We start from the raw sequence: 20156 nt of genomic DNA on the forward strand, positions 1-20156 counted from the left end.
TTTTTTGTTGGTGTGCAGCTTAGGTATTGTTTAAAACAAACTCATACCATTACGCAGAAACATAAGGGAGAAGAGCCTCCAACGAGCCTTTTACCAATTCAGACAAAGCTTGGTCGTTATCTCTATACTGCAATAATGGATCTTCGCTTGCTTCAATGCTCTGACACAAACTGTACAGTGCTGATAAACCCAAGCTACCCGCAGATCCTTTAAGCTTGTGCGCTAAAGACTTCACTTCTCGTCCATTATCGGCTTCACTCGCCTCGACTAATTCATTCAAGGTAAGGTTGCTGCTCTCCTCGAAAAGCACAACGATTTGCTTCATTTTCTCTAACCCAAGGATCGATAGGTCACCCTCGATCACTTTTGAATCAATCAGTTTCACCGGAGCATCTCCTTCATCTTGAGCGTCAGTTGTCGTCGCGTGTTTTGCCAAAACATCAGCCACCTGTGCCGAATGCAGTTCATCATAGTTGCTCGTAATAATACGGTTACCGTTTTGCTTACAAACAGCATCATTTGGATCGGGCTGTGGCAACAATAGTGTTTTACCATCAAGTTGAGCAACGATGAGCTGAGAAAGTGCTTCTTTTTCAAGTGGCTTAGGTAGGAAACCATCAAATCCTGATGCTAAATAGCTCTCGACTTCCTCGTTGAATACGTGAGCTGATACTGCAATCATAGGTGGAACTTTGCGGGTGGCACTTTGCACATGCTGGAGCGCATCATCTTTAAGTTGTTGAATTAACTCAACCCCATCGCAATCTGGTAAGTTAATGTCTACCAATGCAATATCAAACTCTTGTTCACTGAATATGGCTCTCGCTTCTTGCCCGGTTGTCGCTATCACAACATCATGGCCTAAGTTATTCAAAAAGCCTTCGGCAACAATGCAGTTCACCGGATTGTCTTCAATTAGAAGTACTTGCGCTCGAATACACGCTTCAATGACCGGTACTTTCGTTTCTATCATCTCACCGGCTTCAAGTGGCAGTGAGAACCAGAACTGGCTTCCCTCGCCTTCTTCAGAATGAACACCAATATCCCCATTCATTGCCAGCATAATACTTTTGCTGATCGCTAACCCGAGTCCAGTACCACCTGTTTTGTTACGACCGCTATCGGTTTGGGTAAAAGCGTCAAACAGACAAGCTTGCTCGCTTGCATCAATTCCGACACCAGTATCAGACACTTCAAACATCACTCGATTTTGATCTTCGACATCTAAGCTAATGAAGATATCGACCGAGCCACTTTCAGTAAACTTAATCGCATTGCCGACCAAGTTATTTAAGATTTGGCTAATTCGTGTTACGTCGCCTCGCCAATAACGTTGCACGTCACTTTCGATATGGAAATCAAAATTTAGCTTCTTCTCGGCGGCTCGTCCTTCCATTAGCTGGTAGGTGTCTTGAACCATCTGATGAAGGTCAAAGGAAGCCGTGCGTATCTCTAAATGCCCCGCTTCTATCTTGGAGTAATCCAACACGTCATTCAAAATCGCCAGTAAGTTCTTACCGCTGCGGTTAATGATGTCAGCATAGCCTGATTGCAGAGGGTCTAACCCTGTATCTTTGAGCAATCTTGCGGTCCCTAACACACCGTTCATCGGCGTTCGTATTTCATGACTCATCGTCGCAAGGAAAGCGGATTTCGCTCGGCTTGCTTGTTCTGCCGCGTTGCGGGCTTTAGCGTGATTGCCCACCTCGATATTCAACTTTTCATTGGTTTTTTGCAGTTGATAAGTTCGATCAGTAATCAACTCTTCGAGATGCTCTTTGTGCTCTTCAAGCTCGCGTTTCGCTTTTGCTTCGCCCACCGCGACCACTTGCAGTGCCTGCGCGGTGTTTCTGGCGGTAATGATCGCCTCGCCCATATGAGCCAACTCATCATTACCCTTAACCGAGATATCAATATTCAGGCGACCTTGTGCGATAGACATCAAAGCCGATGAGTATTCAGTAAGACGTTTAACAACCGAGATATACACCACTCGCCACACGATAAATGCGACGATTACCAAACCAATAACCGAAATCACAGACAGCGACCATTGAGCCAGATTCAGTGTACTGGTCAACTCATCAACCGCTTCTTTGGTGCTTCGGTTTGAATCATCAACCAGTTGGTTAACCGTTGTATTCAGCTGAGAGAACAACTCCAGCGTGTTTTGCATCAGAAACTCTGACTTCTTGGTGTTCTCATATTGTTCTAACGAAATATCAAACACGACTTGGCGTTTTCTTAGCTCTTCAAGAAGCTGAGACATCTGCGCTGAACGAGTAGGATCTTCGACCGCTTTAACACGACGTGCCATGATTCTTAGGTTGGATTCAAATTCAGATTGGATTTGATGAATACGCTCAACATTGGTAACTGTCTGTGTTTCTTCAATTTGATTAAGCATTTTAAACGCCAGCAAATGCAATTCGTGTAGGCGTTCAGACAAATCAAGGTCAACCTCAACAAGCGCATCTAGGGCTTGGTAGGCTTTATCCGTTTCTTTGGTTTCTAGCAGGTCGTAAATGTGCGTTACGTTAGCAACTGCAATGGTCGCCGTGTTCAAAACTTGGGTTCGCGTCAGCTGTTCTAGCTCTTCGGCAAGTAGGCGCATCTCTTCAACACGAGACGACAGCTCTTTGCTTAACCAAAGCTTACGTTCAACCGACACACCCAGCTCAGCCAGTGTATTAATAACACTTTGGACATTGTTTTCGAGTTTATTGAGGAGTTGAGAATCGAAGCTGTCGACGCCAAGCTCTTTGATGTGCTGAAGAAGCGACTCAAGTTGGTCGAACAATACCGTTCCAGCCTCTTTTCGCTCAGCCTCGTTTCTCGCATTAGAAAGCGTTTGTACCGATGAAATAATACGATTACTCAACTCAGAAACCTGGCGAGCTTCGATCATGGCAGGAAGCGCCGAATCAACGACGTTTCTTTCCGTTTTTGCTACAAAGCTAAAACCAGAAACACCGATCAATGCAGACAATAGAACCAACAGTGCCATCACTAAGAATGAGGCCAGCAGCTTGCGTCCAATACTCGCTGAAGCTAACAACATAAACTCTAAACCTTAAAACGTTCTTCTTTACCCCTGCAGAATACGCTATATTTTGCAGTGTTTCTTATCTAAAACCAATAAAACGGCAATTCATGCTATCTAGACCTTTCGCTTCAAAAATTCTTCTCTCACTACTGGCCTCAGTGACCACTGTTGCAAGTGCTAGCGAGCCTTTAAGCCCAATCAAACCCGCAGAGGCCACATCACACAAAGAGAAAATTTGCGCCATTTATCCGCACTTAAAAGACTCTTACTGGTTATCTGTCAACTACGGCATGGTCTCAGAAGCAGCAAAGCAGCAAGTCGAACTCCGAGTTTTGGAAGCTGGTGGTTACCCTAACGTGGCCAAACAAGCCTCACAACTGGTGCTTTGCACACAATGGGGAGCAGATGCCATTATTTTAGGCACAGTTTCGCCTAATGCTTATCACGACAACCTTACAGATTGGGTTGGCTCTACCCCTGTGTTTGCGACCGTTAATGAGTTAACCATCAATGAAGAGCAACAGAAGGTATTGAAAGGCACAGTCGGAGTTGATTGGTATCAAATGGGGTTCAAAGTCGGAGAATTTTTGTCGAAGAGACACCCTAAAGGGTCAGGAGAAACACCTATCGCCCTGTTACTTGGCCCACAAGCAAGTGGTGGCACTAAGCCTGTTGCACTTGGCTTTTATGATGCTATCAAGTCGAGCGATATCAAAATCGCGATCAGCTATTGGGCAGATAACGATAAAGAACTACAAAGAAACTTAGTACAGCAAGTCATTGAGCAACCGGATATTCAATATATTGTTGGAAGCGCTGTTGCTATTGAAGCCGCGATAAGTGAGCTGAGAGCGGCAGGTAAAACCAAAGAAATTGGATTGGTTTCGAGTTACTTAAGTCACGGAACTTACCGTGGCTTACTTCGTAACAAGGTTCTTTTTGCGCCAACAGATAAAATGGTTGAGCAAGGTCGCCTATCGGTAAAACAAGCCGCGAATTACTTGCGCGGACAACCTTATGAAGAACATAGCGCACCAACTATCGAAACGCTAACACCGGCAACACTCAAAGATCAAATTATCGCCGACTCATTGTCACCTTCTGAGTTTCGACCGGTATTCAGTGTGAATCCATAGTGCTATATTGGCTGAAGAACTCAAAACAATAAAAACGAAACAATAATTTAGGGAACATTCATGCAAAAAACGACGCGTACTATGCCAACGCATAAGAATATCGCTTTGGTCGCTCATGACCATTTCAAACCTGAGCTACTAAGATGGGTCAAAGAGAACAAAGAAAAACTACAAAAACATTTCCTTTATGCAACGGGCACTACGGGTTCTCTACTGAGTAAAGAGACAGGCTTAGCGATTAAGAGCATGATCAGCGGCCCTATGGGTGGTGACCAACAGCTTGGCGCGCTTATTTCAGAAGGCAAAATCGATATGCTGATTTTCTTCTGGGATCCACTGAATGCCGTTCCACACGACCCGGACGTAAAAGCACTGCTTCGTATCGCAAGTGTTTGGAACATTCCTGTAGCGACTAACCGCGCTACAGCAAACTTTCTGTTTAACTCTTCACTGCTTGAAGAAGAAGTGATCATTGAGATCCCTGACTACGAAGCGTACCTAGCAGAGCGCACGTAATCGCACGTTAAATGTTATCTCTACTGAACAGACTAAAAAGCCTGCTTAATCGCAGGCTTTTGTTTATCTAAATATAGAAATTCTTAGTAAAGGCTATTTGTCACTCCACACCGCCATTTCGTTGCCACTTGGCTCTCTAAAATGGAAACGTCTGCCACCGGGAAAGCTAAAGACCTCGCGGTTTATCTGACCACCAGCATCAATCACATCGCGCTCAGTTTGCTCAAGATCTTCGCTATAGAAAACCATCAGCGCAGCGCCGTTATCTATATTCGACGCCAGATCTGCTAAATAGAAGCCGCCCATTAAGCCTTTCCCTTCAAAAGCAGAATACTCAGGTCCATAATCTTCAAATTTCCAAGCAAACACTTGGCTGAAAAACGCCTTGGTCGCTGCGATATCCTTCGCGGCAAATTCGATGTAATTGATTGAGCCATGTTCCATATGTATGTCCTTCTACTTTATGTCTGCGAATAAAATACAGCGAAAGCAACTTGAGCCCTTAGTCGACACCTAATCTAAGCGGTTACTTCTTACGAACCACTGGGTAATCAGAACCATGCAGCTCTTGCACAAAGCCAGACCCGTCGCCACTGTGCGTAATCCACACTTTCTCTTTCGCTCGCGTCATTGCTACGTAAAACAAACGACGCTCTTCCGCATAAGGGAACGCGTCTGATGATTCGGTCAATGCGCCATCAATATGCAGCTGTTTCTTCTTGGTCGGGAACTGTCCTTCGTCAACACAAAGAATAATGACAAAGTCCGCCTCTTTACCTTTACTGCCGTGGCAAGTCATGAACTTGATATCAATGGAGGTGAAGATCTTCTTCCAGTCTTCCAACAACTCTGGTTTGTGGTAATGGTTACGTCCAAGTAGCAGCACAGACTTGTTGGTTTTGCCTTTAGCTTGGCGGTTCAATTGATCAAGGATCTTCTCAACTTCTTTGCTTGGCGCACTGTACACCGCCTTCTGTTTCTGTTGCTTGAAGCTGTTAAGTTCTTTCGGAATCTGAATCGGGTTTTCTTGTACAAAGCGATTGGCAACCGCACCTAACTGATTGTTAAAGCGGTAAGTGGTATCGAGGTGATGAATGGTCGAGCTTTCAAATCGACCTTTAAAGCCGGTGGTCAAATCAACATCCGCCCCCGCAAACTGATAAATAGACTGCCAGTCATCGCCTACCGCAAAAATAGAGGCTTGATGCTCAGCTTTCGACTGATTACAAAGTGCTTCAACCAAGGCAAGGCGATCTGGAGAGATGTCTTGGTACTCATCGATCATGATGAATTTCCAAGGAGAAATAAATTTGCCTTTCTCGACATACTGAGTCGCTCGACTGATCATGATTGAGAAGTCGATATGATTCTGTTCTTTCAGTTCTTTTTGCCAAGCCGTCACACATGGCCAACACAGTGAAAGCTCGCTGTTGAGGCGCGTATAGTCTCGGTGATCAATCAGCTGTTGTTGTACTTCTTTCTTCGATAAACCCGATGCATTCAACTGTTCAAGCTGCTTTTCAAGCCAACCAATCAGTTTGAGGTTTGAAACATGACTACCTAGCTCATCGTCACCGGTTAAGTAAGCAATTGGCCATTTAGACAAGTGCTTCTGCCAACGTTTGAAGTTAGTCGGCGTCATCCAGTGCTTTTTCAACCAATCAATACACCACGCCTGACGTTGGTTATCATCAAGTGCTAACGGAGAAATAACCACGCGTTCAGGCTCTACCTGATTGAGGATCTTTAAACCCAACTGGTGGAAGGTGCTGACTTGTACCTTCTCTGCTGATAAACCAATTTTACTATCGAGACGCTGCTTCATCTCTTCAGCTGCTTCTCGACCAAAGGCGAGCAATAACAACTCTTCAGCTTGAGCTTGATGGCTTTGCAGTAAATACGCGACGCGAGCCGTCAGAACACTGGTTTTACCCGAGCCTGCGCCTGCTAAAATAAGGTTGTGATCATCATTCATCAACACCGCATATTGCTGTGATAAGTTTAGTGGTGACGATTCACATTGTGCAAACAACACTTCCCAGTTTTTTCGCTCGGTCTCTAGCCATTGCTGGTTTCTTTCAGCTTGCTTGATTTCCGTTTCAGATAACCATGGCTGTATTCTCGCGATGCGGTTTGGCATACGCTGCGCGGCTTCATCCAGAGTCATAGTCATGCTTTCTAAACCAGCGTTGACCATATCGACCCAAGTGTTGACCTTAGAATGCGGTAGGAAAGCTGGCAATTGCTCTAAACGAGTTAATTCAGCTTCCCATTGAGGAACGTGTTCAGCCAATTGTTCACATTGGGTGTCATGCCACTTCTGATAAGCGGCAACTGACGCACGTGCAAATTGACGACATTGATCCCAAGGTAGGCCTTGTACCAACCAACTGCGCTGTTTTCCATCTTGTTGATTAGCAAAGAATTGCAGCGATCCCCAAAACAATCCGCGTTTGATCGCGATCTTGCCACTCCAAATAGTAAACGGAATACGCTCTTCACTGCCTACTGAAGATAACAGCAAGCGTGGGCCATCAAGTTCAACCTGATGATATTCATTTTGAATAAAAAATTGTGCAGTCTTGTTAGCGCTTAGCTGCATTGGAGTGTGCTCTTAATTAGGAATATTGAATTTATATCATGATGCAATGAGAATTAATAATATCTCACATCTTATCGACGCATTCATGACCACCTAAGGGCAATTATGGATAAGTATCAAATTCTTGTGCTTGATTTCTGTTAGGATTATGGTTTTTAGTGTGTCAAGCGAGCAACTGTGGACTTCTCAGCCAAATTACGCCTCTATTGGGCGAACAAAACCATAAATTACAGCGTATTAATTCTCATCACTCTGCTCGGTGTTGTGGTTCCTGCTTGGTATTATGAACAAAACACACTGATCACTCCTTTGATTTTAGGTGTTATTGCTGCGGCTCTTGCTGAAAGTGATGACAGCTTTACTGGGCGTTTAAAAGCACTCACACTGACCTTTATCTGTTTCGCCGTTGCGGCTTTCTCTATCGAGATTCTCTTCGATACGCCTTGGTTATTCGCGTTAGGGCTTTTCGTTTCAACCTTCTCTTTTATCATACTCGGGGCAATTGGCCCCAAATACGCGAGTATCGCGTTTGGTTCTCTCTTAGTTGCTATCTATACCATGCTCGGTGCCCACGAGAGTACCAACCTTTGGTTTCAGCCACTTTTACTGTTAACTGGCGCCGCTTGGTACTACTTCATGTCGATGATTTGGCAGATAGTATGGCCAATGCAGCCCGTGCAGCAAAACCTAGCTACGGTATTTGATCAAATCGGCAATTACATTGATTCAAAAGCGGAACTATTTTATCCCGTTTCAGATTTAATTCCTCAACCACACCGAATCATTGAAGCCAAGCTCAACGCTAGTACTGTTAACGCACTCAACATGTGTAAAGCGACGCTGCTTAATCGCTCTAAACGCGGGCACATTGATGGACCAAGTGACCGATTCCTAAATACTTACTTCATCGCACAAGATATTCATGAACGCGTAAGCTCAAGCCATTATCGCTATCAAGAGCTGGCAAAACACTTTGAACGCTCTGACGTGTTGTTCCGTTTTAAATACCTACTCGAAGCCCAAGCCACAGCCTGTAAAGAAGTGGCGAGCTCATTAAAGGTTGGTGCGGAATACCAACATGGTGATAAATCTGTACTGGCACTTGATGAGCTTATGTCTTCACTTAACCATCTACACCAACAGAACAAGCCCGAGTGGAAATCGCTGTTAAACCAATTGGATTACTTATTCAATAACCTGGCAACGGTTGAAAAACAGCTCTCAAATATCAGTAACCCAGATGCAGAGAAGATTGAAGAAGGTGTATTAGACGACACAAACCCACATACGTTGACGGCAATGTGGCATAAAATCAAAGCCAACCTGCATACCGACTCCATGCTGTTTCGTCATGCGATTCGTATGGCGATCACGCTGACACTCGGCTACGGAATCATCCAAGGGTTTAATATTGAGCGTGGTTATTGGATCCTGCTAACAACACTGTTTGTTTGCCAACCTAACTATAGCGCTACCCGCCAAAAGCTAACTGCCCGTGTTATAGGCACGGTTGCAGGCCTATTGATTGGCGTACCGCTACTGACTTTCTTCCCTTCCCAAGAGAGCCAGTTGGTGTTCATTGTGATCAGTGGCGTGATGTTCTTTGCGTTCAGAATCAATAACTACGGCTTCGCGACCGGTTTTATCACACTGCTTGTGCTCTTCTGCTTTAACCAATTAGGAGAAGGCTACGCAGTCGTTCTACCAAGACTAGCGGATACCTTTATTGGCTGTGCCCTCGCCGTACTTGCTGTCATTTATGTATTGCCGGATTGGCAATCGAAGCGACTGCACAAAGTAATGGCGGATGCGCTCGATTCCAATAAAAATTATCTCGCTCAGATCATTGGCCAATACCGCGTAGGCAAGAAAGACAGCCTCAACTATCGTATCGCTCGTCGTAGTGCACACAATAACGATGCAAATCTGACTGCCGCGATCAGTAGCATGTTGGTTGAGCCAGGCAAGTACCGTACATCTGAAGATGAGAGCTTCCGATTCCTAACACTCAATCATGCCCTACTCAGCTATATCTCAGCTTTGGGAGCACACAGAACGCGTATCGATGACGAAGCCACGCATAAGCTAGTTCTTGATGCACACAGAGTAATACACGAGCACCTAGATGCTCTAAATGATCAGCTCTACTCCCACCAAGAACAATGTGAAGTGAAAAATGCTTACGACCCTGAGCTTGATAAACGTTTGAGTGAATGGCGTGAAGAAGATGAGAGCTCTGTCAGAATGGTCCTACAGCAGCTACATTTGATCTATAGAATGCTACCAGAACTGCATACCTTAGCGACCAAATTTGCGGTTAAGGTTAAGATAGATAAACCGTTTGAAACGGAAGTATCTTGAGTAACAAACAAAATACCGTAAAAACAAAAAGATAGAGAAGCTGCTCAGATTTTGATCGCTAGATGTTTTTATATATTGCTCTATCAAAACCCCAACCTTGATAGAGCAACTACTTGCTTAGCCTTACTCCATAAGGGTTAAAGAGATTTTACATTGTAGGAATTTTCTGACTTTGATTGACCAAGCCATAACTTTGCCTAACATTTCTCGGACAAAAAACGACCACAGAAATTTATAGTTGTCCTAGCTTTAGGAAACTTCAAACATCATTTAATATTCACTTAATCTTGTTTGATTTCCTGTATCAGTAGGCTATGCTCTATAGAGCATATAAATTTGAACTAAGGTCACAATATGAATACACAGCAATTTGAAGCATTTAAGCAACAAATACAGCTTCTTAGTCCACAGCAATTGAAAGCGCTTCAAGGCGAGATCGACGGTAATCTTGAAACAGACCAACCTTCTGTGCTAACTGATGAAGAGTTAAACGCACTAAATGACCTGTTCAGTTAATAGACAGACGTCACTATTTTAGCTTAAGTTCACATTTTCACCGTAAATTTCATCTGTTCACCATTGCGCTCAAAATATCGTCCACCTAGACTCATTTCATACGTCAATAAAAGGTTCTGTTATGTCGATATCTGGTATTCAATCTGGTTACGCCATTATTCAGCAGTCAACCAACATGGCTGAAGAAGCCGCAATCGAGCTTAATCAAGCCTCTAAACACTCCTTAGAATCCGACGACGCTTTCCAAACTAGCGATTTCAGCTTTAATCAAATAGAGCCAGAGCAATCCATTTCGTTTAAAGACAAAGAACCTGAGCCTACTTCATCCTCAACTGATGCCCTAATAAAACTGACACAAAGCGCAAGTTATAACCGCATTGGTGCGAGTGTGGTTGATCGTCAAAACGAAGCTATCGGTAGCCTTCTCGACATTCATATCTAAATTTCACTCAAATACAGCCTATATTTCGTGAAACTTCGCTGCTTTTTGCTTCAACAACCACACAAACTGTAACTCATTATATCAGGCGCTTGTTTCTGGTTTATTACTCGGTAGAATCAGCGCAAACCAATTTGCTGCACAAACTTTACTTCATACTATTTATGCCAAAACTAAATCTGCATCGCCGTGACTATGTTTCTATTTTAGGAGGCGACATCTCCGCAGACGAATTAGAAAAAAAGCTTCAGCCTCATTTTGAAAAGCCAGCAAATAAGCTGACACCTAGCCCCTACCTGACAGAAAAGAATCTCACACGTCGTTGGACAGCTCTCGATAATGCAGATTCACAGCAAGAACTGCTCGACCCTCATACACAAAGCCAGATCCAAGCTTATGAGAAAAACATTGAGCACTTTATTGGCACGGTTAAAGTCCCTGTTGGTGTATCCGGCCCACTAAGAGTTAATGGCCTGTTTGCTACGGGTGATTACCTCGTACCACTTGCAACCACCGAAGCAGCGCTTGTCGCATCTTATAACCGCGGCTCAAAACTGATCACCGCATGTGGTGGTGCAAGTGCAATGTTGCTCAATGAAGGGGTAACACGCACTCCTGGGTTTGCATTCCAAGGCTTAGTTGAAGCCGGACAGTTTGTGGCTTGGGCAGTTACCCAGTATGACCAGTTCAAGATCTTGGCAGAATCGACAACTTCGCACGGCAAACTTACCGACATCAACATCAACATCGAAGGTAACCACGTTTACTTGGTGTTTGAATTTCTAACCGGAGACGCTTCTGGTCAGAACATGGTGACCATTGCTACCAATGCTGTATTTGAGTACATCATAGAAAATACTCCAGTGAAGCCCGACCATGCGTTCCTTGATGGCAACTTGTCAGGCGATAAGAAAGCCAATACCCAAACCTTACGCAGCGTTCGTGGTAAAAAGGTAACGGCAGAAGTGAATATTCCTGCAGAGCTTGTCGCGAAATACCTACATACGACGCCAGAGAAGATGGTCCAATTTGGTCAAATGACCACAGTCGGTGGCGCTTTGAGTGGTACTATCGGTATCAATGCTCATTATGCGAATGCGCTGGCGGCACTTTATATCGCTTGCGGCCAAGACGCGGCCTGTGTCGCTGAGTCAGCGATTGGTATGACGCGTATGGAACTCAACAAAGAAGGCGGTTTATACGCTAGCGTGACACTGCCTAACTTAATGGTAGGGACTGTCGGCGGTGGTACCGGCTTACCAAGTCAAAAAGCCTGTTTAGATTTACTTGGCCTGCATGGCAACGGTAAATCACAAGCTCTCGCTGAAGTTTGTGCTGCACTGTGTTTGGCGGGTGAGCTATCAATCGTAGGCGCATTTTGCGCAGGCCACTTTTCACGAGCGCACCATAAGCTAGCTCGTAAATAACCTTTATACAATTTGGCTTGTTCGGTTTTGTCGTTCATGCAAAATCACAAGCCAATCTCAATACGTGAGTCATAAATGGATTACTTACACTTATCGAGGGTGAGCCTTAAGCACCTCACTGCGCTGCATATTATGCTGAACACTCATAGCGTGACTCAAACCTCTGAGCAGCTCTGTGTCAGTCCTTCAAGTGTGAGTAAGACTCTGTCTCAACTTCGTGAGATCCTTAACGATGAGCTGTTCTATCGAGATGGTACTAAGCTCATCCCAACGCCCTTTGCACTGCAAGTCGCTCCAACGGTTCACGCAATTCTTTCTAGTATGAATGGATTGCTTCATCAGAAGAGTTTTGCTCCTGATGAGTATCAAGGCAGCTTTTCACTTTCGATGCGTGAAAGTACCTTCGAGGTGTTCGCGTCTAAGATAAGCAAAATCACCACTAAACTCGCGCCAAAAGCCAAACTCAACATCTATTCAAAGCAACAGCTCGGCTTCGATGCTTTGCTCAGCGGCAAGGTCAACTTGATCTTATTACCCCATGATATATCTCAACCGCCGACCGATAATAAAGAGCTGGTTTGGGAGACGATTCTTCCAGATGAGATGGTTTGTTTAATGGGTGCACACCACCCTCTTGCTCAGCAAGAGCTGACGATTGAAGGCTACTTAGATTACAAGCACATTGGAATTCTAGATAACGAACTGTCTCAGCCTTATTTTGAGCAAAACTTGGTTCAATGCCATAAGCCAAGAGAGATGGCAATATCAGTAGCGGATTTCGGCGCAGCGGCAGTGTTGTGTCATCACACCCCTTTCCTATTCACCTGCTCTAAACAGTGGGCCGAACATGCAAAACAAGCGCACGGTTTAGTGAGCAAGCCACTTCCCTTTGATTACGGTAAAGTGGCTTATAGCTTAGTGTGGAACAAGCCAAACATGAATGATCAGGCGATCAAATGGTTGTGTGACCTGTTTTTGGAAACTGAATGCTCTTAGTAGAAACCTAAGTCTTTTCATAATTGATTATCTAAAGATATTAGGTATAAACCTCAGGGGTTTGCATCGGTCTTTGAACTATGGCGTAGAGCTTATCGTAAAAGCTCTGCATTTGTTGCTCTGTACACTTCGGCCAATCTAGCGCTTCGCCAATCACGCCGTGATGTTGAAACGCATTGAGTCGAATTCGAACATCACTTGGCAGCACCTTTAAATAACGCCCCACCTGTTCAATTTCGTCCTCAAGGTCGCTTTTGTTCGGTATATGCAGCAACCTAACCTCGTGTAACCTCCCTTTATCAGCTAAGTATTTGATGGTCTCAAACACCCTATGATTACCTCTGCCTACTAACCATTGATGTGTTTCCGATTGCCATGATTTTAGGTCTATCATCGCGCCATCAAGATAAGGCAATACCTTGCCCCACCCTTGAAGTGACAGCGAGCCATTACTATCAATAAAGCACGTGAGATACGCTAGCCGCGGATCACGTTTAATCGCTTGAAACAGTTCGATGATAAACGGCAACTGCATGGTCGCTTCACCGCCAGAAACAGTAATGCCACTTAAGAAAAACTGATTATGTCTAACGAGTTCAAGCACCTCTGAGACTGTCATTGTGGTAATTTTCGGGCTCGATTTATGATCGCAGATATCGATGCATTGGTCGCAATTGGTGCAAGCAACTGGATCCCATTTTACTTTGCCTTCAACACTGCTCAAAGCGCCACTAGGACAGCCGCTAACGCAGTCACCACAATGGTTACAGTGATTGATTGTGTGGGGGTTGTGGCAAGTAATACAGTCAAAGTTACAGCCCTGAAGAAACAGCACTAAGCGGTTTCCCGGGCCATCAACACAAGAAAAGGTCAGCACACGGCTGACCTTCGCTTGTTTTTCTGTCTTATTATTTTTAACCCTAGCCATTTGAGTTGTTAGATCAGAAATTTTCATAATTCACATTGTTCGCATTCGAAACGCACCATACACATAACGCACGCACGTTAAAGCTATTCGTATGTCGGCGACATCTCTAAGCTCACCACGCGTGGTTTACGCTCTAGTATGCCCGTGTTCTTCGCAGCTTCAGCACCTAAGAAGGTGGTATTGGTGCGTGAGCCTTGCTCGTCGTATTTTGCAATGTCAGACAGCTTAATCATGTAACCCGTCACACGAACCAAATCGTTTGATGCCACGTTAGCCGTGAACTCACGGTAACCCGCTTGAATCGCACCTTTACACAAGTTGAACATCGCTTCAGGGTTAGATTTCACTGTTTCGTCGATGGTCAGAATGTCACTGATGCCCGAGGTGTAGAACTTATGGTGACCAGCGGTAGCACGAACGTAAGATACTGGATCCGGTTCGGTACCATAAGGAATACGAACACCCGGCGTCACATCTTCATCTAAGCTAATACCGCCTTGAGCGTGCAGCAGAGCTTTACCTTCTAACCCATACTTCACTTCAGAGCTTTCAACGATCTCAGCCAGCTTTTCAGAGATACGATAGCCAAGCTGATTAGCCTGTTCATCGTGACCATAGCGTCCTGCTTGGCCTTCTTTCTCCATCAAGATGTTCACGGCTTCAGCCATACCGTAGATGCCGAACATTGGCGCAAAACGGTCTTCTTCAATCAAGCCTTCTTGGGTTAAGAAACCCTCAAAAAAGTTAGATTCTTCATGTAAGAATCGGCTACGCGCATTCATAAGCTCAACCATGATAGCGCTGTAGTTTGGTAGCACTTGCTGCAAAAAATCAGCACTGTCTTCAGACTTCAATGCTACCTGCTTAAGGTTCATACGTACTAAAGTGTTAGAACCACCAGCTAAAGGCAGTGAGTTGTAGCAACTCACAATACCAAATCGTTTATCACCATAAGCCGCAGCATGCGCTGGGTAGTTGGCAATGTGTGGCTTACTGCATTCACAGATGTTGCTCGCCGCATGACGAAGCAGATCATCAGGCGTCACGGCTGGGTCATACATAAAGGTCAAGTTAGGGGCAATCTGCTTAAGTTCAGCATCGACACGTAAAATAGTACGGCAGATAACATTGTCTGTTGGCCCGATATTCACATGCATAAACGCATCTGGCAGTGTGCGGTCCAGCATGATCCAGAACAGCTTAAGCTTTTGATAAAGCTGACCTTCCGTTAACTCGCCAACGAAAGGCATCAACACATCATCCAACTGACCTAAATAAACCGGAATTGATGTTACGGATGGCACGTGGTGGTAGAGGATGGTGAGCATGTTCAATGCTTCATCGAAATTAGTTGCCGCGCTAAGCTCTAAATACTTTGAGCCTTGATGTAAGTATTTAGAATAATCGGGAAGCACATAGCGCGGCTTAAATGGTGCATGGCCTTCGAACATGTCACACAGCACACCTTGTTGTAAGGCTTGCTCTACTTCATTGCTTACCGACATATACGGCAGGCTAGCTTCAGCTTCTAGGGCAAGATAGCTCGACTTCTGTTTTGGTGACAGGTTGGCATCTGAAATGATATTGCTAAAGCGTTGTTGTTGCTCTGAAAGTTGTGGAGAAGCAGATTGGTGGCTCATGATTAAACCCTTGATATTGTTATGGGCTTATTCTATATCTGGCCATTAGATTTCCACTAGTGAAATGTATGCAATGGTATATTTCCAAAATGGAAATATATGGGATGTACACGAAAGATAAACAATAAAGGACAAGAAGAGTTAATAAAGATTTAGCATTAGTGGAAAGTATACCGCCTAAAAGACAAAACCCACATAACTGACCTTAAAGTCGTTAATGTGGGTTTAGTCTTTTAAATGAGTATTCTAAATGCTAACTCAAGCTACGAACGATTACAGGTGAGGAAGCGCTTGCTTGCGTCCAACACCCATCAACACCTTTAACGCTCCTTGTGGAGTGTCAATCGAGAACGGTGTAGAGACTTCAACCACTGCAAAGCCCGCTGCACTCAATACATTCTCTGAGCGCTGTCGGCTTACGCCATAGTCTTCACTATCGTTTTCTAAGTACCAATCCCAGTGTACAAACGTGCCGTCATTCTCAAGCAGCGTGTAAATAAGACTGACTGTGTCTTGTAGATTAGGGATAAAACCACACACCGAAGAGGCTACCACTAGATCAAACTGGTTTCTGAATGCTGGATGCTGCGCTGCAAGTCCGCGCGATAAAATATCAACAACCGGTTCAACGTTAGGTAGCTCTTTCTTATCTAACTCTTCAATCATCCCTTCGGAGATATCAAGTGCAATGATCTCTTTTGCTAAAGGAGATATCTTCTGGCTGAGTAGTCCTGTACCACAACCAAAATCAAGGACACGGGTTCCGTTTAAATCAACGAGCTGTGTTAACTGGTCAAATACGGACTGTGCGAATACTGCGGTCGCGGGATCTTTATCCCAATCAACGGCGTACTCGTCCCATTGTTTCGCCATCATGGCCTCCATCTTTACTTCTTGTAGGTTCGGAACCCCCACAGAGTAAACCAAATTAGTCAATTCGTCATAGAGTTATCATGCAAAGATGGACTATTTCTAAGATAGTCAGCACAATATTCAGATAATATGCACCAACCCCCGCTTAATATGGAAATGAAATGAACCTTTCTCAAGTCCAAGCCTTTTGTTCCGTTGCTGATTTAGGATCAGTTTCTGAAGCCGCGCGCCAGTTAGAATGCAACCGAACCAAACTCAGCATGTCGATTAAAGCCTTGGAAAAAGAGTTAGATGTCGAGTTGTTTGTACGTAGCGGAAACCACGTTGAACTTTCTGAAGCAGGCAAAGCGATTTACAAGGATTGCGAAGGCCTATTGGTGACTGCTGCTCGTATTAAGCAAACCTGCTTACATGTTTCGGGGGAGTTTAACGCGGAAATTTGGATTGCACGAGACGACTCCCTGCCTGACGAAATGTGGCAGGACTTATCTCACACCTTAAATAACAAGTACCCTTCTACCTCATTCAATTTTGTTCTCGCATCTAGTGGTGACTTAGCCAACCTGGTCGAAACTCAGCAAGTCGATTTTGCATTTGGTGTAGATTATGAACGTGTCGATGACCCTAGAATTATCTACAACCCTCTTGGTAAGATTCGAATGATGTCTGTGTGCAAAAAAGGGCATGATCTGAGCGCGATGCGACGTGTCTCTGATGAGGTGTTAAGAAATTCTATGCAAGCTACCATGGTTTATCTCAATGAAAAGGACAACCCTGAGCTTGAGCCCTTCTCTCGCCGTTACATCGGCTTCTCTAGCTTCGACTTTATGTTGGATACAATTTTACGTGAAGAGGCGTGGGGTGTAATGCCAGAGCCATTGATTCGCCATTTATTGCGTGAACAAGAGCTAGCCGTGATCAAACACACCTACGGCTTAACGCAAGAAGACTACTGTATGTTCACTGCAGCGGGCATGGCAGAACACCCTGGAATGAATTGGTTGGCCGACCAGCTTAGTGATTACTTGTTTGATTTCTAGACGGACGACTTTTACTCCATACCTAAGTCTTGCTCTAGAAAACCATCACGTGATCAACCAAGTAACGCCCGTCTTCTTCAACCAACACCATTTCGGCTACAAACTCGCCTTTTGCAATGGTGTACGCTTGTTTCCATACAAAGGCGATGGAATCTGAGCGTCTAAATAGCGCAACTTGCTCCCGTTCAGCAAAAAAACCATTACTGTGCTGATAATGGTGACACACCTTTTCTAAATATTCTGGCGTAACGATATCCTTCATTCGCTGCGTAAAATCTCGGCAGTGTTGAGCATGGTCAACCTTGGTTGAACCTTCCATCAAGTTATCCATGATAGGCGTAGCAATCGCCCATAACTCGCTGTCATTGAGGTTATCAAACTTCATATTTATCCACTCCTTGGCCCAGATGTCATACAGTTACAACTGAACGATTTACGCGACGTATTCGAATGCTAGTGTTCCCTTTATCGATATGCTTAAGTTTATGTAAACATTGAGCTCACAAAGCTGTGCGACACTGATGACTGATATATTTCATTAATCATAAACCATCTATTCTCAGTTGCACACATCCCTTAGAAAACAGTCATCGTCAACTTTATTGACACCTAAAAATCAACCTAACCAACTGAATTACAATGATTTAAATGAACTAATCAAATAGTACATATAAACGTCATCAGATAAGGTTTGTAAAGTTAGCTCATTATTAGAACAATGAAGTTATCAAAAACATCTGGAAAATATTATGTGTGACAGGAAAAGCCAAAACGAAAACCGAGTACTATTGTTCTCAGCCCTTTTAGCATCAGGCTTCGCTATTGGCGGATTGGTGTTGGGTCTTATCGTTGGCTCTCTGGTCATAGTATTTGACGGTGTCTATTCTCTTATCAGCTTACTGTTAACTTTATTGTCACTAGCTGCTTCAAAATACATTAACCGCCCTTCAGATAGAGAGTTTCCGTTCGGTCGAGCTATCATCGAACCGATTGTGATTGCGATTAAAGCCGTGGTGATTCTACTTGTGGTTGGTTATTCGCTTTACTCTGCGATTGGTGCCTTGATGACAGGCGGTCGTGAGGTCGATGCTTCTATCGCAACTCTGTTTGGTATTTTCAACGTGTTGGGCTGTGGTTATGCTTGGTGGTACATCGCGAATAAGAGCAAACGTATCTCTTCAGGTCTTATTCAAGCGGAATCTAAACAGTGGCAGATGGATACACTATTGAGTGTCGCGGTAACGGCTGGTTTCGTCGTAGCGTGGGCAATGACATTCTCACCTCTTGCATCATACGCAGTATATGCCGACCCAATGATGATGTTGCTGATGTCTTTCTACTTCATCAAAGTGCCATTCGACATGTTACGAGAAGCGATGCGTGAACTACTGATGATGTCGGCAACCAAAGACATTTGTGATGCGGTAGATAAAAACGTTGTCGCGGTAGACAAAGAAGCGGATCAAGATTTAGAGCTAATGGGCGTGACTAAGGTTGGTCCTGAGCTAAGAATCAACGTTGATATTCATACCAATGACCAAGATGCAATTGCGGTTGATGATATTGAACGTACGCGCCGCCAACTTAAGCGACGCTTATCGAAGATGCCTTATGAGCTTCAATTGAATCTCAATATCGCGAGTTAAGAATCGAGAGTTAAAAAAAACAAGAATTAACCCATCAACCTCTGGTTAACTAAGACTCTGATTGAACCTTTTTAGAAGCCGACGCCGTAACCGTCGGCTTTTTGTCTCTGGTTACCCACCAGCAAGCTAAAGAGCCAATCGTCACCATACAAACGCCTTGCCAAAACGTCATGCTCAGTGACAAACCCAAAATCATAGAAGACAGTAAGGTCGCAAAAATAGGCGTGAAATAAGACATGGTCGCTAGGAAGACCATATTGCCGCCAAGTATCGCGGTATTCCAAAGTGCGTAACCTGCGCCCATACACACACCGGCTAACACTAAGTCAATTGCAGCACTGGTTGTCATCACCATGCCGGTTTCGTTACTCACTGCGTATTTGATCCACAAGGTGATTGCAGTCGCGATAAAGAACAGCACGATCGCATTCTGTCCTTTCGCCACTTTCTGAGTGTAATTACAGTAGACCGCCCAAATAATCGCGCCGAAAAACGCCATTGAATAGGTTTTAGGGTTGGTGGCAATATTGGCAGCGATTTGATCAACAGAAAGCCCCTGATCGCCACTGATACTCCAAGCCACACCAAAGAAGGCTAAGAAAATACTTGGGTAAACCAACCAGTTAATCTTTTTATCGCTGAGCAATACCGCGAACAACACCGTCAATGCAGGCCATAAGTAGTTGATAACGGCCATTTCCAAGGCTTGATGCCGGTTGTTTGCCATCCCTAAAGCCAGAGCTAAGAAGATCTCATAACAAACGAAAAGAGCACCACCAATCAACAGGTATGACTTAGAAAACCGCGACAGCTTAGGTAACCCCATAACACAGACCAACAACAGTGAGCTCACTGTATAAAGACTCGCGGCGCCACCAATTGGGCCCAGTTGTTCTGATACGCTACGAGACAGCGCGATTAAGCAGCTCCAAAGTAAAATGGCAGCAATGCCGTAGCAGCTATGGCGATGAGATTTCAGCACGCCTCTTC

The 20156-nt window shown here is 44.5% G+C and carries 17 protein-coding genes; 9 read left to right on the forward strand and 8 right to left on the reverse strand.

All coding sequences use genetic code 11. The features are described 5' to 3' along the window. Positions 1-49: 49 nt before the first annotated feature. Complete coding sequence (gene torS, locus AB8613_RS23620; protein ID WP_146490122.1) at positions 50-3061, reverse strand: TMAO reductase system sensor histidine kinase/response regulator TorS; 3012 nt, start codon at positions 3059-3061, stop codon at positions 50-52. A gap of 92 nt (positions 3062-3153) precedes the next feature. On the opposite strand from torS, the gene torT reads away from it, so the two are divergent. Continuing rightward, positions 3154-4182 carry a TMAO reductase system periplasmic protein TorT gene (gene torT, locus AB8613_RS23625; RefSeq protein ID WP_372385174.1) on the forward strand — a complete coding sequence of 343 codons (1029 nt, stop codon included), beginning with the start codon at positions 3154-3156 and terminating at the stop codon, positions 4180-4182. Positions 4183-4242: 60 nt separating this feature from the next. Further along, complete coding sequence (locus AB8613_RS23630) at positions 4243-4698, forward strand: methylglyoxal synthase (RefSeq protein WP_052880060.1); 456 nt, start codon at positions 4243-4245, stop codon at positions 4696-4698. A 93-nt stretch (positions 4699-4791) separates the two neighbouring features. Here the strand turns inward: AB8613_RS23630 and AB8613_RS23635 are convergent, their stop codons facing one another. Both AB8613_RS23635 and helD read right to left on the reverse strand, forming a co-directional pair. After that, a complete protein-coding gene (locus tag AB8613_RS23635) occupies positions 4792-5142 on the reverse strand; it encodes a VOC family protein (RefSeq protein ID WP_372385175.1) in 351 nt (116 codons plus the stop codon). Between the two features lie 82 nt (positions 5143-5224). Beyond that, positions 5225-7300 (reverse strand): DNA helicase IV, encoded by a 2076-nt coding sequence (gene helD, locus AB8613_RS23640; RefSeq protein ID WP_372385176.1) that lies wholly within the window; start codon positions 7298-7300, stop codon positions 5225-5227. A 177-nt stretch (positions 7301-7477) separates the two neighbouring features. Between helD and yccS the strand changes: the two genes are divergently transcribed. The 5 genes from yccS (at position 7478) to AB8613_RS23665 (ending at position 13039) form a co-directional block, all read left to right on the forward strand. After that, positions 7478-9661, forward strand: a complete 2184-nt coding sequence (gene yccS, locus AB8613_RS23645; RefSeq protein WP_052880058.1) for a YccS family putative transporter — start codon at positions 7478-7480, stop codon at positions 9659-9661. 354 nt (positions 9662-10015) lie between these two features. Next, entirely contained in the window at positions 10016-10177 is a 162-nt protein-coding gene (locus AB8613_RS23650) for a hypothetical protein (protein WP_179946897.1), read from the forward strand. A gap of 121 nt (positions 10178-10298) precedes the next feature. Further along, positions 10299-10619, forward strand: coding sequence for a hypothetical protein (locus AB8613_RS23655; protein ID WP_060981525.1), 321 nt, complete (start codon positions 10299-10301; stop codon positions 10617-10619). A gap of 161 nt (positions 10620-10780) precedes the next feature. Beyond that, the gene (locus AB8613_RS23660) at positions 10781-12043 is read left to right on the forward strand and encodes a hydroxymethylglutaryl-CoA reductase (RefSeq protein WP_146490118.1); all 1263 of its coding nucleotides are present in this window, start codon (positions 10781-10783) and stop codon (positions 12041-12043) included. Positions 12044-12118: 75 nt separating this feature from the next. After that, positions 12119-13039: a LysR family transcriptional regulator gene (locus AB8613_RS23665; RefSeq protein ID WP_285954634.1), complete on the forward strand. Its 921-nt coding sequence runs from the start codon at positions 12119-12121 to the stop codon at positions 13037-13039. 40 nt (positions 13040-13079) lie between these two features. Here the strand turns inward: AB8613_RS23665 and AB8613_RS23670 are convergent, their stop codons facing one another. The 3 genes from AB8613_RS23670 to AB8613_RS23680 all read right to left on the reverse strand — a co-directional run bounded on the left by AB8613_RS23670 (position 13080) and on the right by AB8613_RS23680 (position 16480). Further along, positions 13080-13994: a YjjW family glycine radical enzyme activase gene (locus tag AB8613_RS23670; protein WP_372385177.1), complete on the reverse strand. Its 915-nt coding sequence runs from the start codon at positions 13992-13994 to the stop codon at positions 13080-13082. Positions 13995-14050: 56 nt separating this feature from the next. After that, positions 14051-15607, reverse strand: a complete 1557-nt coding sequence (locus tag AB8613_RS23675) for a YjjI family glycine radical enzyme (protein ID WP_372385178.1) — start codon at positions 15605-15607, stop codon at positions 14051-14053. A gap of 273 nt (positions 15608-15880) precedes the next feature. Continuing rightward, positions 15881-16480 carry a class I SAM-dependent methyltransferase gene (locus tag AB8613_RS23680; protein ID WP_060981529.1) on the reverse strand — a complete coding sequence of 200 codons (600 nt, stop codon included), beginning with the start codon at positions 16478-16480 and terminating at the stop codon, positions 15881-15883. A gap of 161 nt (positions 16481-16641) precedes the next feature. Between AB8613_RS23680 and AB8613_RS23685 the strand changes: the two genes are divergently transcribed. Beyond that, positions 16642-17520: a LysR family transcriptional regulator gene (locus AB8613_RS23685; RefSeq protein ID WP_146490114.1), complete on the forward strand. Its 879-nt coding sequence runs from the start codon at positions 16642-16644 to the stop codon at positions 17518-17520. Between the two features lie 34 nt (positions 17521-17554). On the opposite strand, the gene AB8613_RS23690 is transcribed toward AB8613_RS23685, so the two are convergent. Then, complete coding sequence (locus tag AB8613_RS23690; protein ID WP_327784401.1) at positions 17555-17905, reverse strand: hypothetical protein; 351 nt, start codon at positions 17903-17905, stop codon at positions 17555-17557. A gap of 364 nt (positions 17906-18269) precedes the next feature. Here AB8613_RS23690 and AB8613_RS23695 point away from each other — a divergent pair, with 364 nt between their 5' ends. Beyond that, complete coding sequence (locus AB8613_RS23695; RefSeq protein WP_017629660.1) at positions 18270-19166, forward strand: cation diffusion facilitator family transporter; 897 nt, start codon at positions 18270-18272, stop codon at positions 19164-19166. A 49-nt stretch (positions 19167-19215) separates the two neighbouring features. Here AB8613_RS23695 and yddG read toward each other — a convergent pair whose 3' ends face one another. Continuing rightward, on the reverse strand, positions 19216-20148 hold the full coding sequence (gene yddG, locus AB8613_RS23700; protein WP_146490112.1) for an aromatic amino acid DMT transporter YddG: 933 nt from the start codon (positions 20146-20148) through the stop codon (positions 19216-19218). Between the last annotated feature and the right edge of the window lie 8 nt (positions 20149-20156).

This window comes from Vibrio sp. BS-M-Sm-2, from assembly GCF_041504345.1.
Lineage (GTDB): Bacteria > Pseudomonadota > Gammaproteobacteria > Enterobacterales > Vibrionaceae > Vibrio > Vibrio satsumensis.

Bases quoted from the DNA above. Each gene is read 5' to 3' on its own strand.
- torS (WP_146490122.1), bottom strand. From the start codon at position 3,061: ATGTTGTTAGCTTCAGCGAGTATTGGACGCAAGCTGCTGGCCTCATTC.
- torT (WP_372385174.1), top strand. From the start codon at position 3,154: ATGCTATCTAGACCTTTCGCTTCAAAAATTCTTCTCTCACTACTGGCC.
- AB8613_RS23630 (WP_052880060.1), top strand. From the start codon at position 4,243: ATGCAAAAAACGACGCGTACTATGCCAACGCATAAGAATATCGCTTTG.
- AB8613_RS23635 (WP_372385175.1), bottom strand. From the start codon at position 5,142: ATGGAACATGGCTCAATCAATTACATCGAATTTGCCGCGAAGGATATC.
- helD (WP_372385176.1), bottom strand. From the start codon at position 7,300: ATGCAGCTAAGCGCTAACAAGACTGCACAATTTTTTATTCAAAATGAA.
- AB8613_RS23650 (WP_179946897.1), top strand. From the start codon at position 10,016: ATGAATACACAGCAATTTGAAGCATTTAAGCAACAAATACAGCTTCTT.
- AB8613_RS23655 (WP_060981525.1), top strand. From the start codon at position 10,299: ATGTCGATATCTGGTATTCAATCTGGTTACGCCATTATTCAGCAGTCA.
- AB8613_RS23660 (WP_146490118.1), top strand. From the start codon at position 10,781: ATGCCAAAACTAAATCTGCATCGCCGTGACTATGTTTCTATTTTAGGA.
- AB8613_RS23665 (WP_285954634.1), top strand. From the start codon at position 12,119: ATGGATTACTTACACTTATCGAGGGTGAGCCTTAAGCACCTCACTGCG.
- AB8613_RS23670 (WP_372385177.1), bottom strand. From the start codon at position 13,994: ATGAAAATTTCTGATCTAACAACTCAAATGGCTAGGGTTAAAAATAAT.
- AB8613_RS23675 (WP_372385178.1), bottom strand. From the start codon at position 15,607: ATGAGCCACCAATCTGCTTCTCCACAACTTTCAGAGCAACAACAACGC.
- AB8613_RS23680 (WP_060981529.1), bottom strand. From the start codon at position 16,480: ATGGCGAAACAATGGGACGAGTACGCCGTTGATTGGGATAAAGATCCC.
- AB8613_RS23685 (WP_146490114.1), top strand. From the start codon at position 16,642: ATGAACCTTTCTCAAGTCCAAGCCTTTTGTTCCGTTGCTGATTTAGGA.
- AB8613_RS23690 (WP_327784401.1), bottom strand. From the start codon at position 17,905: ATGAAGTTTGATAACCTCAATGACAGCGAGTTATGGGCGATTGCTACG.
- AB8613_RS23695 (WP_017629660.1), top strand. From the start codon at position 18,270: ATGTGTGACAGGAAAAGCCAAAACGAAAACCGAGTACTATTGTTCTCA.